This window comes from Salinigranum salinum (genome assembly GCF_009176545.1).
GTDB lineage: Archaea > Halobacteriota > Halobacteria > Halobacteriales > Haloferacaceae > Salinigranum > Salinigranum salinum.
In genome coordinates this window covers 616,832-631,196 of record NZ_VTOJ01000001.1, presented here as the reverse complement: position 1 = coordinate 631,196, position 14,365 = coordinate 616,832, and the positions used below count along the sequence as shown (strand labels likewise).

The 14,365-nt window shown below is 69.4% G+C and carries 14 protein-coding genes; 6 read left to right on the top strand and 8 right to left on the bottom strand.

Annotation, left to right across the window (positions count from 1 at the left end; genetic code table 11):
• Positions 1-56: 56 nt before the first annotated feature.
• Positions 57-776, top strand: coding sequence for an SIMPL domain-containing protein (locus FZP69_RS02990; protein ID WP_152039894.1), 720 nt, complete (start codon positions 57-59; stop codon positions 774-776).
• Between the two features lie 222 nt (positions 777-998).
• Positions 999-1,760: an SIMPL domain-containing protein gene (locus tag FZP69_RS02985; protein WP_152039893.1), complete on the top strand. Its 762-nt coding sequence runs from the start codon at positions 999-1,001 to the stop codon at positions 1,758-1,760.
• Between the two features lie 22 nt (positions 1,761-1,782).
• On the opposite strand, the gene FZP69_RS02980 is transcribed toward FZP69_RS02985, so the two are convergent.
• Both FZP69_RS02980 and FZP69_RS02975 read right to left on the bottom strand, forming a co-directional pair.
• A complete protein-coding gene (locus FZP69_RS02980; protein ID WP_152039892.1) occupies positions 1,783-2,805 on the bottom strand; it encodes an NOG1 family protein in 1,023 nt (340 codons plus the stop codon).
• A gap of 220 nt (positions 2,806-3,025) precedes the next feature.
• Positions 3,026-4,255, bottom strand: coding sequence for a hypothetical protein (locus FZP69_RS02975; RefSeq protein WP_152039891.1), 1,230 nt, complete (start codon positions 4,253-4,255; stop codon positions 3,026-3,028).
• A 100-nt stretch (positions 4,256-4,355) separates the two neighbouring features.
• On the opposite strand from FZP69_RS02975, the gene FZP69_RS02970 reads away from it, so the two are divergent.
• The gene (locus tag FZP69_RS02970; protein WP_152039890.1) at positions 4,356-4,730 is read left to right on the top strand and encodes a DUF5518 domain-containing protein; all 375 of its coding nucleotides are present in this window, start codon (positions 4,356-4,358) and stop codon (positions 4,728-4,730) included.
• Positions 4,731-4,781: 51 nt separating this feature from the next.
• Here FZP69_RS02970 and FZP69_RS02965 read toward each other — a convergent pair whose 3' ends face one another.
• The 3 genes from FZP69_RS02965 to serS all read right to left on the bottom strand — a co-directional run bounded on the left by FZP69_RS02965 (position 4,782) and on the right by serS (position 7,143).
• Positions 4,782-5,270, bottom strand: a complete 489-nt coding sequence (locus FZP69_RS02965) for a DUF367 family protein (RefSeq protein WP_152039889.1) — start codon at positions 5,268-5,270, stop codon at positions 4,782-4,784.
• 74 nt (positions 5,271-5,344) lie between these two features.
• Positions 5,345-5,680 (bottom strand): hypothetical protein, encoded by a 336-nt coding sequence (locus FZP69_RS02960; RefSeq protein WP_152039888.1) that lies wholly within the window; start codon positions 5,678-5,680, stop codon positions 5,345-5,347.
• An 86-nt stretch (positions 5,681-5,766) separates the two neighbouring features.
• Entirely contained in the window at positions 5,767-7,143 is a 1,377-nt protein-coding gene (gene serS / locus FZP69_RS02955; RefSeq protein WP_152039887.1) for a serine--tRNA ligase, read from the bottom strand.
• Between the two features lie 258 nt (positions 7,144-7,401).
• On the opposite strand from serS, the gene FZP69_RS02950 reads away from it, so the two are divergent.
• Positions 7,402-8,307, top strand: coding sequence for an MBL fold metallo-hydrolase (locus FZP69_RS02950; RefSeq protein WP_152039886.1), 906 nt, complete (start codon positions 7,402-7,404; stop codon positions 8,305-8,307).
• Positions 8,308-8,377: 70 nt separating this feature from the next.
• On the opposite strand, the gene FZP69_RS02945 is transcribed toward FZP69_RS02950, so the two are convergent.
• On the bottom strand, positions 8,378-8,800 hold the full coding sequence (locus FZP69_RS02945) for a universal stress protein (protein ID WP_152039885.1): 423 nt from the start codon (positions 8,798-8,800) through the stop codon (positions 8,378-8,380).
• Between the two features lie 191 nt (positions 8,801-8,991).
• Here FZP69_RS02945 and FZP69_RS02940 point away from each other — a divergent pair, with 191 nt between their 5' ends.
• Positions 8,992-10,860 carry a cation:proton antiporter domain-containing protein gene (locus tag FZP69_RS02940; RefSeq protein WP_152039884.1) on the top strand — a complete coding sequence of 623 codons (1,869 nt, stop codon included), beginning with the start codon at positions 8,992-8,994 and terminating at the stop codon, positions 10,858-10,860.
• 112 nt (positions 10,861-10,972) lie between these two features.
• On the opposite strand, the gene FZP69_RS22325 is transcribed toward FZP69_RS02940, so the two are convergent.
• Positions 10,973-11,146, bottom strand: a complete 174-nt coding sequence (locus FZP69_RS22325) for a hypothetical protein (protein ID WP_192918563.1) — start codon at positions 11,144-11,146, stop codon at positions 10,973-10,975.
• A 152-nt stretch (positions 11,147-11,298) separates the two neighbouring features.
• On the opposite strand from FZP69_RS22325, the gene FZP69_RS02935 reads away from it, so the two are divergent.
• A complete protein-coding gene (locus FZP69_RS02935) occupies positions 11,299-12,987 on the top strand; it encodes an aldehyde ferredoxin oxidoreductase family protein (RefSeq protein ID WP_152039883.1) in 1,689 nt (562 codons plus the stop codon).
• A gap of 143 nt (positions 12,988-13,130) precedes the next feature.
• Here the strand turns inward: FZP69_RS02935 and FZP69_RS02930 are convergent, their stop codons facing one another.
• The gene (locus tag FZP69_RS02930; RefSeq protein WP_152039882.1) at positions 13,131-14,270 is read right to left on the bottom strand and encodes a thiolase family protein; all 1,140 of its coding nucleotides are present in this window, start codon (positions 14,268-14,270) and stop codon (positions 13,131-13,133) included.
• Between the last annotated feature and the right edge of the window lie 95 nt (positions 14,271-14,365).

Below are 14,365 nucleotides of genomic sequence, written 5' to 3'. Positions count from 1 at the left end.
AAATGTGCACTTGTGTCTAACGCGTGTTCAATACCTGAGCCGACGTGAGAAGCGTCATGCGAACACGAATGCTCCCCATCACGCTGGGCCTGCTAGTGCTCCTGGCAGGCTGTGTCGGTCCGTTGCAGACGGCGACCTCAACGACCGACACCACCGACGGAACCACGATCTCCACGACCGGAACGGGTGCCGTCGACACCGACGCCGACCTCGCGGTCGTCTCCGTCGCGGTCGTCGCGACCGCCGACTCCGCCGACGCGGCCCGCGGTCAGGTCGCCGCGGACGTCGAGCGGATGCGCACCGCACTCCGCGACGCCGGCGTCCCCGACGACGCAGTCTCCACCGCGGCGTTCGCGGTGTTCCCCGAGTACGACTACCGTGACGGCGAGCGCACCGACCGGGGCTTCCGGGCGATCCACTCGTTCCGTATCGAGACCGAGCCGGTCCGCGCCGGGGAGATCGTCGACCTCGCGGTGGGCAACGGCGCGACCGAGGTCCACGGCGTCTCGTTCACCCTCACGGACGAGACCCGCGCGGCCCTCCGCGCACAGGCCATCGACCGCGCGGTGACGGCCGCGCGAGCCGACGCCGACGCGATGGCCGGCGCGGCCGGCCTCTCGGTCACCAGCGTCGAGACGATGTCGACATCCGGTGGATTCGTCCCGGTCGAGCGGTTCGACGTCGCCGAGTCGGCCGCCGACGGCGCACGGACGACCTTCGAACCTGGACCGGTCAGCGTCTCCGTGACCGTCGACGTCACCTACCGCGCCGCCTGACGGCCGAGACGGCGCGCCGCGGGTGAGGCGGCGTGACCCGCACGTTCGTGGGCCGGGTCGAGCGTATGTGGATCGAGCGTATGCGAATCGGGCCGAGCGAGCGCCGGGACTCGACGAGCAAGTTCCCTGTGGTGGGACCGACGACGATCGGGAGACCCTGACGACCCTCAGAGCCGTCGGCGGAGCCCCCAGAGTTTTAATTCCAGAGCGGACACGGCGGATATGAAGCTCACAGACACGAGCACGGTGCTCGTCTCCGTCCTCCTCCTGACTGCCGGCTGTCTCGGCGGTTTCGCCGGTGCCAGCGCCGTCGCGGACGGTGGATCCACACTCGGCGGCGGTCCGGACGGCTCGCGGACGATCGAGGTGTCGGCCACGGGCACGGCAGCGGGTGAGCCGAACCGCGTGCTCGTTCGGCTGTCGGTCGAGGAGACGGCCGAAACCGCCGCGCGGGCGCGGCGCCAGCTCACCGAGAACGTCTCGACCCTCCGGGAGGCGCTCGACAACGCAGACGTCGCCGCGGAGAACGTCACGACCGTGCGGTACGACATCCGGTACGACCGTGATCCCGAGGTGGGGGCGGACGGACCCTACCGGGCGACCCACGAGTTCCTCGTGACCGTGGGCGACCCCGACCGCGCGGGACGGGTGATCGACCGGGCCGCCATCCGTGGAGATGCGCGGATCGACGGCGTCAGCTTCGGGTTCTCGCGGGAGCGGTACCGGACACTCAAACAACGGGCGCTACGGGATGCGATGGGAGCCGCCCGCGAACAGGCGTCGGTGACGGCCGAGGCGGAGGGGATGCGTCTGACCGACGTTCGGGCGGTCCAGACCGGTGCGGCGGCGAGTCCCGAACCGTTCGACCGGGGCGGTGGATCGTTCGTCACCGGTGGCGGGGGAGGGGGTGCCCCGACCGAGCTCGCTGGCGGCCCGCGGACCGTCCGGGTCGAGGTCCTCGTGACGTACAACGCGACGGGCTGAAGCGCGCGACTCCCGAGTGCCGTCAGCCGTCGAGCCGCGAGGGTGGGATGTCGGGCCCGTAGTCCACCGCCTCGATTGCCAGTTCGAGGAGGTCGTCGACGCCCTCGTCCGCCGTGACGCTCATGTACGCGTCGGCCTCCACGTCCCGGGAACGGTCGGCCTTGTTACAGACGGTCAGGACGGGGACGCCACGGGTAGCGAAGCGGTCGCGAACCGCGTCACGGAGTTCGAGCTGGGAGTCGAGCGGGTAACCGCAGTCGCCGCTCGGGTCGACGAGGAAGAGCACGGCGTCGGCGAGGTGTTCCAGCGCCGAGACCGCCTGCCGTTCGATGTCGTTGCGTTCGTCCTCCGGACGGTCGAGGAGCCCCGGAGTGTCGATAATCTGGTAACGGATCCGGTCCCACTCGAAGTGACCGATCTGGACGCCCTTCGTCGTAAACGGGTAGGAAGCGATCTCGTTCGACGCGCGCGTCACCCGGTTGACGAACGACGACTTGCCCACGTTGGGGTAGCCCGCGACGACGATTGCCGGTTCGTCCGGGCGGATGTCCGGGAGCTCCCGCAACGCGTCGCGCGCCGTCCCGACGAGGAGCAGGTCGTCCTCGATCTCGTCGAGGATGTCGGCGATGCGAGCGAACGCCTGTTTGCGGTGTTTGCGCCCCGTGTCGAGGTCGGCGTTGCGGAGCTTCGTCTGGTACTCCGAGCGGATCTCGCGGATCTGCCGCGAGGCCCACGTCACCTCCGAGAGGCTCCCGCGGAGGGCGTCGACGCCGGCCGTCTCGCCGTCGGGCGTCTCGCGCGAGACGCCCGACTGCCGGAGGACCGCGTCCGCGAGTTCGCGGTAGAAGGGGTCGACGGTCCCGAAGTCGGGCCACGACGTCACGACGTTCTCGAGGTTGTCGGAGACGATGTTCGACGCCGTGACGAGCATCGACTCCTGCGCCTCCAGCCCCGACTTCGATCGCCCGGAGCGAGCCGCCCGCGAGAAGGCCTTGTCCAGGAGTTCCTCCGCGCGCGGCGTCGTGGGGAGGGTCTCGAATATCATTGTCACTCGTTGAGCGCGCGTCCCGAAAAGCCCGTCCATTCGCGGGCGGGCCCGCCCGATGGTCGAACGGAGGGCCGACCGAGGGTTCATGTGCGAGAACGCGGCCAAGCGCTCCATGCGCTGACGACGGCCGTGGACCGGAAGCGAGTGTGCGACACTGTGGTCCGCGGGCCGGTAGGGTAGTGTCGCCTGTCAGTTCACAGTCGCGCTCGGTCCACGGTCAGTCGACCGTCAGCACGAACCGGAGTGGGACGGCACCGAACGACTCGCCGTCGACCGTCGCCCCGACGCTCTCGTCGACGACCCACGTCCCCGGCCGGGAGGGGCCGAACTCGTACCGCGTCGTGAGTCGTTCACCCGGTGGGACCGTCGCCTTCATGCCGATCCCGAGGACCGCGATCGGCCGCCGGCCGACCGTCGTGATCGCGCCCGTCTCGCGGTACGCCGGCGACCAGACGGAGCGGTTCCGGTCGTACGCTCCGGGCGGGTGAGCCGAGACGACTCCGAACGGCATCGGCGGGCCGCCCGCGACGTCGATCGGGTCGTCGCCCGCGTTCCGGACGCCGAGTTCGAGCCGTGCCGGTTCGAGCGGTGCCGTCTCGTCGCGGGAGACGCGTCCCCACGCCTCGAGGGCGACGTCGCGGACGTCGCTGAGGTACGTCGTGTAGAACCGGCCGTCGATCCGGAGGTAGGTGTGGTCACGGAGCGCGTCGACGACCGCCGGGGAGAGGCCGTCGATTCCGGCGACGCCGGGCGTCGTCGCCGCGCGGCGGAGGTCGTCGCGGCGTTCGACGGGGACGTCGCCGAGGTCGAGCGTCGCGCCGTCACGCACCACGGCGGCGGGAACCGGTTCGGCCGTCACGCGGTACGGGGGGCCGGCGTCCTCGACGCGGACGGAGAGACGGACGACGTCGCCGTGCTGCTCGACGTAGTCGAACTCGTCGAGAAACGCACGGACGTCGGGGCGGAGCCAGACCGCCCGCGTCGTCCGGTAGTCGCCGGCGGCTGTCTCGCACGTGAGCGCGCAGGTGACGCCGTACTCTGTCTCTCGGACCTGCGCGTATCGTTCCCGTGAGGCGACTGGTCCGTCGACGGAGTCTGGGTCGACCACCTCCGGTTCGACGACGTACGTCGGGAGGGTCGAGTCGAGTTCGTAGAACCGGCCGTCGATGCGGACGTACTCCGTGGTGTCGACGAACCGCCGGAGCCACTCCGGCGGCGTCTCCGTCTCGTAGCCGTCCCCCCTGGCGGCCTCGACGACCCGCCGTTCCCGCGGGGCCAGCTCCGCCCAGTCGGTGAACGTCCCGACCCGCGTCCCGAGATCGTTACACCGGAGCCCGAAGTCGAACGTCTCGGCGCGGAGCGCGAGTCGATGGACGAGGAGGGCGCGCTCGACACCAGCGACGGTGGCCGTCGCACCGACGCCGACGAGGAACGATCGGCGATCCATGGTGGCGGTCGGAGAGCCGGGGGCAAGTGTTTTCGGTCGAACCGACTTCCCTTCACCGCGTCTCAACGCCGTTATGTCGCCGGCGGTCTTCGCCCGAGACATGACCAACTGGCGCGCGGTCGCCGTGGGGTTCGTCCTCGTCGTCGTCGTCGGGACGGCGGGCGTCTCTGTGCCGGTCGTCGGACAGCTCGGTGCCGGTCTCGTCGGCGGCTTCGCCGCTGGCTACCTGGCTGGCGGGGGCCCCGGGAGCGGCGCCTGGCACGGACTCGTCGCGGGATCGTTGGCCGGACTGACCGTCGCCGTCGTGATCGGGTTCTTCGGCGGCCTCGTCGGTGGCGTCTCCGGCGGTCCTCTCGGCGCGCTCGTCGGCGGCTTCGGTGCGTTCGTCGTCGTCGCCGCGCTCACGCTCCTCTTCGCGGCCGACAGCGCGGTCGCTGGCGCAGTCGGTGGCTGGCTCGAACGGCGGTCGGCGTGACGTCAGCGGCCGAGTGAGGCGGCGTCGAGCACGACGACCGAGGCCGGTTGGCTACCGATCGAGGTACTCCTGCTGTACCGCGACGACCTCGCCCGAGTCGGCGCAGTCGGCGTACCGCCGGAGGGGTTCGTCGTTGAGTTCGAGGAACGTCTCACCCCACCGGAACTTCGAGAGGATCCGCTCGGCCTGTGACCGCTCGTCGAAGAGACAGAGGGCGGCGGCGAGCGCCTCCACCGTCGTCAGTCGGAGCGGTCGGCCGAAGTTCACCGGATTGGCCGCCACGAGGTACGGGAGGGCGCGGTGTTCGCCACGGAGCGAGAAGCGCTTCTCGCCCGCCGAGTCCCACGAACAGTCGAGGGCGACGAGCGTCCCGGTCGCGTCGGCGGGCGAGAGCGCCCGCTCCGCGTGCGGGTTCAACACGACGCCGTACGGTGTCGCCCGGTCGGAGCGGTGGAGCGTCGCGAGATCGAACCGCGCGAGTTTCCGGGCGGTACACTTGTCCGGGTCGTCGTCACCCTCGTATCGGACGTGCAGATCCACGGCCACAGGGCGCGTAGACCGGCCGCTGGTAAAGCGCGTTCGGCTGCAGTGCCGAAACTGGTGTCACGAGTCGGTCAGTCCACGCGATCGGAACGGGACCCGTCCCGGCGCTCCCCGGCGACGACGAGCGAGAACGCGACGGTGGCGGCCACCCCGAGCGTGACGAGCCCGACCAGTTCGAGGGGGATCGCTCCGGTGCCGCCCACGAGCGACGTGGTTCCCGGGGGCATCGGTCCGGGCGCAGGCATTCCCGTCGGGTACACGTGGCGGACGTTCGGCGACGCGTCGACGACGGCCCAGAAGAGCAGCCGCCACACGCCCCAGACGAGCGCGGCGAAGACGGGGATCGTCAACAGGGCCACGGCGACCGCGGTGACGAGGTGAACCCCGCGGGTCGTTGCAGTGGTCATGCGTAGAGAGACGACGGCTCGTGGGGCGTCACCCTCGACGATTCTCTCCGTGTGAGAACGTGTCACAACGACGCGTGGCGGGGCGTCTACTCACCGGTGCCGAGCGCCGACTCGCCGACCTTCTCGTGGCCCTCGATGCGCTCCTGCCCGTCCAGATACGGGCGGAGCACCTCGGGGACCGTGACGGTGCCGTCGTCGTTCTGGTAGTATTCGAGGATGGCGACCATCACGCGGCCCACGGCGGTCCCCGACGCGTTGAGGGTGTGGAGGTACTCGGCCGACTCGTGGTGTTCAGGCCGGTACCGGATCCCCGCACGGCGGGCCTGGAACTCCTCGAAGTTCGAGGCGCTCGACACCTCGAGCCACCGACCTCCCCTGTCGGGCCCGTCGTCGGCGTCGGTGCCGGGTGCCCACACCTCCAGGTCGTACGTCTTCGCCGAGGCGAACGTGAGGTCGCCCGTACAGAGCGAGAGCACGCGGTAGGGGAGTTCGAGCCGTTCGAGCACTTCGGCGGCCTCGTCGACCAGCGCCTCCAGACGGTCGTACGATTCGGCGGGCTCGACGAAGTTGACGAGTTCGACCTTGTTGAACTGGTGGACGCGGACGATCCCCCGCGTCTCGGTGCCGTGTTCGCCCGCCTCACGCCGGAAGTTCGGGGTGTACGCCTGATGTTTGAGCGGGAGGTCCTCGCGGAGGAGGATCTCGTCGGCGTACATGTTCGTGACCGGCACCTCGGCGGTGGGACAGAGCCAGAGGTCGTCGTCGGCGTACTCGTCGAACTCGTCGCCGCCGACGCGGTAGGCGTCCTCGTTGAACTTGGGGAGCTGACCCGTCCCCCGCATCGAGGCGCTCTTCACGGGGATCGGCGGAAAGAGGTCGACGTAGTCCTGCTCGCGGTGGAGGTCCATCATGAACTGGATGAGCGCGTGTTCGAGGCGCGCACCGTCGCCCTTCAGGAAGTAAAAGCCCGCGCCCGTGGTCTTCGCGCCGCGTGCCTCGTCGATGACGTCCAGTTCCTCGCCGAGGTCGTAGTGGGGGACGACCTCGTCGGGGAGGTCGCGCAGATCGTCGAAGCCCCAGCGGTCGACCTCGACGTTGTCGGCCTCGGTCTCGCCGACAGGGACCGACTCGTGCGGGACGTTCGGGAGTTCGAGTAGCCGCTCTTCGAGCTCCGACTCGAGCTCGTCGGCCCGCGACTCGACCTCCTGCAGGCGTCCTTTCAGCTCCTGTGAGCGCTCGATGGCCGCCTCGGCCTCGTCGTCGTCCCCGGCCTGTTTCAGCCGACCGATCTCGGCCGACACCTCGTTTCGCTCGTGTCGAAGGTCGTCGCCTTCGCTCTTGAGCGCGCGCCACTCCTCGTCGACCTCGAGGATGCGGTCGAGGTCGGTGTCGTCGTAGCCGCGAGCGTCGAGCGAGGCCCGAACCTCGTCGGGATGCTCGCGGAGGTACTGCCTGCTCAGCATTTGTTCCGGTTTCAGACGGACGCGGCAAAACCGTGTCGTTCGACGGGCGTTCGCAGAGACGGGTGCGAAAGGACGCGAGAGATCAGTTCGACGGGGAAGTGATCGGTTTGGATTCGGTGCGCTCGACGGGGTGGTCGTACGCGTCGCGGCAGTGTCCGACCACCGCCCACACCGGCCGGAACCGCCGGGATGGACGGGTTCGTCCGTCCGAACGCGCGGGTCCGAACCCTTTTGCCATCCCGCCGTCCTCTCCCCAGCATGGCCATCGGCGACTGGTTCGAAGTCCCCGACTGCACCGACCTCTACTACGTCGACGTCGGCGCGTACGGCATCCCCCGGTACGGGACGGTCTACGTGGTCGACGCCGAGCGTCCAGCCGTCGTGGACACCGGGCTCGGGCGGAACCGCCAGTACGTGTACGACCTCCTCGATCACCTCGGGACCGAACCCGCGTACGTCGTCCCCACGCACGCCCACCTCGATCACGCGGGCGGCGCAGGCTACCTGGCCGAGCGTTACCCCGAGGCAGCCGTGTTGACGCCCGAACGGGCCGTCGAACACCTCGTCGATCCGTCGCGGCTCGTCGCCGGGACGAAGGCGGCCGTCGAAGACCAGTGGAAGTACTACGACGAGCCGGTCCCGGTCCCCGAAGCGCGGATCCGTGGGCTGACGGACGGCGACGAGATCGACCTCGGCGACCGTTCCCTCCACGTCCACCACGCACCCGGTCACGCCCCTCACCACTGCTTCCTCCACGACGACGGCGACGACGTCGTCTTCACCGCGGACGCGGCGGGCATCTACGTCCCCGAGACCGACGAGGTTCGCCCGACCTCGCCGCCGGCACAGTTCCACCTGGAGAAGTGTCTCGCCGACGCCGACGCCATCGCCGACCTCGACCCGGCGGTACTGTGTTACGGCCACTTCGGCTCGCGTCCGTACGAGGACGGGACCATGGACGCGTACAAGCGGACGCTCGTCGAGTGGGTCGAAGCCGTCCGGGCGAAGCGCGCCGACCTCCCGGACGACGACGCCGTCGTCGAGTACTTCATGGACCACACCGACATGGTGGAGATCTGGGGGACGGAGAAGGCACGGGCGGAGGACCGCCTGAACACCAAGGGCGTCCTGGGCTACCTCGACTACGTCGCCCGGGAGGAGTAGTCGAAACGCGGTCCACGGTGACGAGGACGCGCGACACGCCGCGAACCGAGACCTGCAAGCCGAAACCGAGCTACGCCGGGAGGACCGGGACGGGCGACGTTCGGAGGACCCGGTCGGTGCAGGAGCCGATGTGCGGGGTCGGGTGTGCCGACGCGCCGTGGCGGCCCATCACGATGAGATCGACGTCGTTGTCCTCCGCGTACGCCGTGATGACCTCGTACGGCATGCCGCGCCGAACAGTCGTCTCGACGGCGAGCCCCCGCTCTTCGGCCTGCGATCGAACGTCCTCGAGGAACTCCTCACCCTGTGTTTCGATCTGCTCGAACCGGAGCTCGACGTCCGAGAGTCCGGGCGTCTCGCCGTGGATGCGCTCGTCGACGACGAACAGCGCGTGGACCGTCGCGTCGTACTTCCCGGCGATGTCGAGCCCCGCCTCCACGCCGCGCTCCGCGCCGATACTTCCGTCGGTGGGAATGAGTACGCGCCTGTACATGTGAGACGGTACGGTGTGAACGATCATATATCACGCACCCGACCACCACGCTCCGAGAACGCCCGACGAGGACCGTCGCGTCGGGCGAACGCGACCGACGAGCCGAGGTAGATCGCCCGACACGGCGATGCGGGTATATATGGATTTATCAGGGACGGGACCATCAGCCGGGACACATGGAGGCGAACTGAATGGCCACGGCCGAAGGGGTCAGCCTCATCCCCATCGTCGCCGCCATCATCGGGATCGGTGTCGTCTCACAGATCCTCTCGGACCGGTTCCAGATCCCGAGCGTCGTCTTCCTCATCGCGGCAGGCATCGCCCTCGGACCGGAGGTGCTCGGCGTCGTCGACCCCGACGTCTTCGGCGGCGCGCTCTCCGACATCGTCGGACTGTCGGTCGCGATCATCGTCTTCGAGGGGGCGTTCCACCTCCGCGCCGAGAACCTGCGGGAGGCGCCAGCCGCGACGCTCCGGCTCGTCACCGTCGGCGCGGCCATCGCGCTGGTCGGGACCGCGGCGACCATTCACTTCCTCCTGGGTGCCGAGTGGCTCGTCGCGTTCCTCGTCGGCGCGCTCCTCGTGGCGACGGGGCCGACCGTCATCGCGCCGATCCTCGAGGTCGTCCCGGCACGGGATCGGGTGGAGGCCGCGCTCGAGACGGAGGGGATCGTCAACGACGTCACGGCGGCGATCTTCGCGGTCGTCGTCTTCGAGGCCATCCTCGCCCAGGAGAGCGGCGCTGGCCTGTTCGTCACGCTGTTCGCCGAACGGCTCGGCGTCGGAATGCTGTTCGGCGTCGTCGTCGCCGCGGTCGTCTACTACCTCCTCCGGTACGTCGATCTCTCGCCGGGAAACGCTCCACGGAACGCCCGCCTCCTGGTCTTGGCCGGCGCGCTCGTCGCGTACGGGGCCGCCGACGCGGTCGTCACGGAGGCCGGGATCGCCGCGGTCGCCACCGCGGGGATCATCCTCGGCAACCTCGACGTTCCCTACGAGGAGGACATCTCGGAGTTCAAGGGCGACGTCACCCTCATCGTCCTCTCGTTTGTCTTCATCGCCCTGGCCGCACTCTTGCAGTTCTCGACGCTCATCCAGCTCGGCCTCGCCGGGATCGGGGTGGTCGTCATCGTCGCCCTCGTCATCCGCCCCCTGCTGGTGTTCGTCGCCTGCCGGGGCGACCGCTTCACCACGAACGAGAAGTGGTTCATGAGCTTCGTCGGTCCCCGCGGGATCATCCCGGCGTCCGTGGCGACGCTGTTCGCCATCGAACTCCGGGCACAGGGACTCACCGGGGCCGCGGACCTCCTCGTCGGCACCGTCTTCCTCGTCATCCTCATGACCGTCGTCTTCGAGGGTGGCTTCGCCCGACAGATCGCAGAATACCTGGACGTGATACCCATGCGTGTACTCATCATCGGAGGCGGGAAGGTCAGCCGCACGCTCGCCGAACGCCTCGAAGACCGCGGAGAGAACGTCGTCCTGATCGAAGAGGACGTCGAGACGGTCGAGATCGCCCGCAACGCGGGCTTCGCCGTCCACCACGGCGACGGCACCGACACGGACGTGCTCCGGTCGGCCGGCGCCGAGAAGGCGAAGGTCGTGGTCGCCGCCACCGGCGACGACGACGTGAACCTCCTCGTCGCCCAGCTCTCGAACTCGAAGTTCGCCCCCGAGACGATCCTGGCGCGCGTCAACAACCCCTCGAACGTCGACGCGTTCGAGGAGCTCGGGGTGCGGACTACCTCGACCACCCTCGCGACGGCACAGGCGCTCGACAACTACATCGAACGGCCGGCGATGATGAACTGGATGGGCGAGATCGGCCAGTCGGGCGACGTGCAGGAGGTCGAACTCACGGCGGACGAGCTCATCGGGCGAACGATCGAGGAGATCAGCGACGAACTACCACCCGGGGTCCTCGTCGCGCTCGTCGCCCGCAACGGCGACACGCGCGTCCCGACGGACGACTTCACGGTCGAGTACGGTGACCGCGTGACGGTCATCGGCGAGCGGGAAGTCGTCCGGGAGGCGATGTCGTTCGTCAACCCGGACGACTGACGACGGAGCGCGACAGCGTCGCTGGCCTCGCGAGGACGGCCGAGGACGACGGCGAAAACCGACCGCAGAGAGTGGACGAGCTGGGCGCGACGTGGGGAGGTGGAGCCGGATCTCACGCCCGGGCCCAGTGGACGAAGACGGCCCAGTAGCCGACGACGAACGCACCGATGAGGAGCCAGACAGGATCGGCTAACGCCGGCTGGCCGACCAGTCCCGCCTCGGCGGCGGCCATGCCCGCCCCGGCGAGTGCGGCTGCCACCCCGACCATGAGACTTCGGCGGCGCACACTCTCCGAGTCGACGGGTAGCGCTGAAATGTGTGTCGGTCGAGAGTGGTGCCGACGACCGGCGTGTCTCGCCGGCTCACGACCACTAGCGTGTCTTCCCGGCTCACGCCACCAGCATCAACGTTTATCGCCGACTCGCGCGACCAGCAGGTATGCGTCACGCACAGGGACCACTCCTCTCGATCGATCTGAGCGACCACACGACGGTCGAAGCGGACGTCACGGACGTGCTCGCGTCGTTCGTCGGCGGCCGCGGCGTGGGGACGAAACTCACCCACGACCGCGTCCCGTTCGACGCCGACCCCCTCGGCGAGGAGAACCGGCTCTACCTCACCACGGGGCCGCTGCAGTACTCGGGGATGTCGTTCACCGGGCGGATGAACGCGACGGCGGTGTCGCCGCTGACAGACGGACTGCTCTCGTCGAACGCTGGCGGTTTCCTCTCGCGCAACTTCACCGCGACGGGGTACGGCGCCGTCGAGCTCGTGGGAGAGAGCGACGACCTCGTCGCGCTCCACGTCACGGACGAGGGCGTCGAGTTCGAGCCCGTACCCGACCTCGCGGGTGCGACCGTCTCCGAGACGGTCGCGTACGCCGAAGAGACGCGGGATCTCGGGGCTGACCACACCGCCTGTATCGGACCCGCCGGCGAGAACACGGTCCGCTTCGCGTCGATCATGACGTCGGAGTCGCGGGCGTTCGGCCGCGGGGGACTCGGGGCGGTGCTGGGCGCGAAGAACGTCAAACTCCTCACGTTCGACGGCGATTCGACCCCGACGGTCGAGATTCCGTCCGTCCAGGCGGACGTCCACCGCGAGGCGGCGACGGCCGACCACATCATGAAGCGACAGGGGACGACCTCGGTGACGGATCTCGGCAACGAGGTGAGCGCGCTCCCGACGCGGTACTTCTCGGAGCTCCAGTTCGAGGGCGTCGAGGGGATCAACGGCGACAGGATCGAGGAGAAGAAGTACAAGAAGGGGACGTGCTCGGCGTGCGCGTTCGCCTGCAAACTCCCCACGCGAGACGACGAGTCGGGGCTCGAAACCGAGGGGCCGGAGTTCGAGACGGTGATGGCGTTCGGGTCGAACTGTGCGGTCGACGACGTCGTCTCGGTGATGCGGTCGAACGAACTCTGCGACGAGCTCGGGATGGACACCATCTCCTGTGGCGACACCGTGGCGGCGTATCTCGCGAGCGAGGACGCGTTCGGCGACTCCGAGCGGATCCACGAGACGGTGGAGAAGATCGCCTATCGCGAGGGCGTCGGCGACCTGCTCGCCGAGGGCGTCGCCCGCTGTCACGACGAACTCGGCGTGGAGAACTGGTCCGTGAAGGGACTGGAGTTCCCCGGCCACGACGGTCGCACGCTCCAGGGACAGGGGCTCTCGTTCGCCGTCGCCAATCGGGGTGCCGACCACATGTACGCCACCTTCTACGCGGTGGAGTACCCGCTCGTTGACAAGGATCAGGCGATGGCTCCGGCGGGCCTCGACGCGAAACCACGGCGGCTGATCGACCGCGAGAATCACCACGCGGTGCTCGACTCGGGCGTGGTCTGCAAGTTCTCTCGCGGCTTCGTCACCGACGAGCGGCTCGCCGAACTGCTGGGCGCGTCGTTCGACGACCTGATGGCCGTCGGCTCTCGCGTCGTCGACCTGGAGCGACACTTCAACAACCAGCGCGGCTTCGACCGCGCGGACGACGCCCTCCCGTACGACCTGCCGGGGTTCGACGCGGCGCTCGACGACTACTACGAGGCGCGCGGCTGGACCGCCTCGGGGACCGTTCCGGACGCACGGGTCGGGGGATCGGGTGACGCCGCACCCGCGGACGACTGAGTGTCCGATCCCGAGAGCGACTGAGCGTCCGATCCCAGCTGTCTCCGCGCAGTCGCACGGAACGAGGGGCGACTCGTCTCACTCCGACGACGCCGAACACGCCGAACGCTCGCACCACCCTGTCGACCACACGAACCCGACTCTCACCCCGACCGGACGAACTCGATCGCCGCGCCCTGGCCGAAGCCGACGCAGAGCGTCGCTAGCCCCCGCGACGCATCCCGCCTGCGCATCTCGTGGAGGAGCGTCACCGGGAGCCGTGCGCCCGACGCGCCGAGCGGGTGGCCGATGGCGATGGCGCCGCCGTTGACGTTCAGCCGGTCCTCGTCCACGGCGAGTTCGCGGCGACAGTAGACGGTCTGCGAGGCGAACGCCTCGTTCAGTTCGACCAGATCGTAGTCGTCGATATCGGTCCCGGCGCGGTCGAGCAGCCCACGGGTCGCGGGGACGGGACCGATCCCCATCACGGTCGGGTCGACGCCGGCGACGTGGTTCGTCCCGACGCGGGCGAGGACGTCGAGTCCGTAGTCGTCCGCGAACGACTCGCTCGTGACGAGGACGAGCGCCGCGCCGTCGGAGATCTGCGAGGCGTTGCCCGCGGTCACGGTGCCGTCCTCAGCGAAGGCGGGCGGGAGCCCCGCGAGGTCGTCGAGCGAGGTGTCGCGGCGAAGGCCCTCGTCTTCGGTGACGGCGTCGTCGCCGGCACCGATCGGGACGATCTCGTCGTCGAACCGCCCCGAGTCGGTCGCCTCGGCCGCGTGTCGCTGCGACCGGAGGGCGTACTCGTCCTGCGCCTCGCGGGAGACGTCGTACACGTCGGCGACCTTCTCGGCGGTGGCACCCATCTCCAGCTCGGCGACGTCGTACTCGGCCTGGAGTCGGGGGTGGAGGTCGCCGTACGGCATCGACGACAGCGGGACGCGCGACATGCTCTCGACGCCACCGGCGACGACGCAGTCGCGGTTGCCCGCGGCGACGGCGTCGGCGGCAGAGACGACCGCCTGCATCGAGGAGGCACACCAGCGGTTGAGCGTCGCTGCGGGCGTCTCCTCCCCCAAGTCGGAGAGCAGCGCGACCACACGGGCGAGGTTGGCGTCCTGTTCCCCGCGCTGCTGGGCGCAGCCCCACAGCAGGTCCTCGACGACCGTGGGGTCGAGGCCCGTGATGTCGAGGAGGTGGTCGATCAGCGCGACCGAGAGGTCCTCGCTTCGGACGTCGGCGAAGACGCCACTCGCTTTCCCCTGAGGGGTCCGACAGGCGGCGGCGACGACGGGTGTAGACATAGCCACGTCATCGGCCGGGAGCGATATAAACGCCTGGAGACCGGGTCGGGACGGCGCAGGACGCCCCCGCTCAGCCGACGCCCGGTCGGTCGCGC

Excerpts from the sequence above, each read along its gene's own strand:
- serS (WP_152039887.1), bottom strand. The coding sequence starts at position 7,143 with ATGCTGAGCAGGCAGTACCTCCGCGAGCATCCCGACGAGGTTCGGGCC.
- FZP69_RS02945 (WP_152039885.1), bottom strand. The coding sequence starts at position 8,800 with ATGTACAGGCGCGTACTCATTCCCACCGACGGAAGTATCGGCGCGGAG.
- FZP69_RS02990 (WP_152039894.1), top strand. The coding sequence starts at position 57 with ATGCGAACACGAATGCTCCCCATCACGCTGGGCCTGCTAGTGCTCCTG.
- FZP69_RS02975 (WP_152039891.1), bottom strand. The coding sequence starts at position 4,255 with ATGGATCGCCGATCGTTCCTCGTCGGCGTCGGTGCGACGGCCACCGTC.
- FZP69_RS02950 (WP_152039886.1), top strand. The coding sequence starts at position 7,402 with ATGGCCATCGGCGACTGGTTCGAAGTCCCCGACTGCACCGACCTCTAC.
- FZP69_RS02930 (WP_152039882.1), bottom strand. The coding sequence starts at position 14,270 with ATGTCTACACCCGTCGTCGCCGCCGCCTGTCGGACCCCTCAGGGGAAA.
- FZP69_RS02980 (WP_152039892.1), bottom strand. The coding sequence starts at position 2,805 with ATGATATTCGAGACCCTCCCCACGACGCCGCGCGCGGAGGAACTCCTG.
- FZP69_RS02985 (WP_152039893.1), top strand. The coding sequence starts at position 999 with ATGAAGCTCACAGACACGAGCACGGTGCTCGTCTCCGTCCTCCTCCTG.
- FZP69_RS02940 (WP_152039884.1), top strand. The coding sequence starts at position 8,992 with ATGGCCACGGCCGAAGGGGTCAGCCTCATCCCCATCGTCGCCGCCATC.
- FZP69_RS02935 (WP_152039883.1), top strand. The coding sequence starts at position 11,299 with ATGCGTCACGCACAGGGACCACTCCTCTCGATCGATCTGAGCGACCAC.
- FZP69_RS02970 (WP_152039890.1), top strand. The coding sequence starts at position 4,356 with ATGACCAACTGGCGCGCGGTCGCCGTGGGGTTCGTCCTCGTCGTCGTC.
- FZP69_RS02960 (WP_152039888.1), bottom strand. The coding sequence starts at position 5,680 with ATGACCACTGCAACGACCCGCGGGGTTCACCTCGTCACCGCGGTCGCC.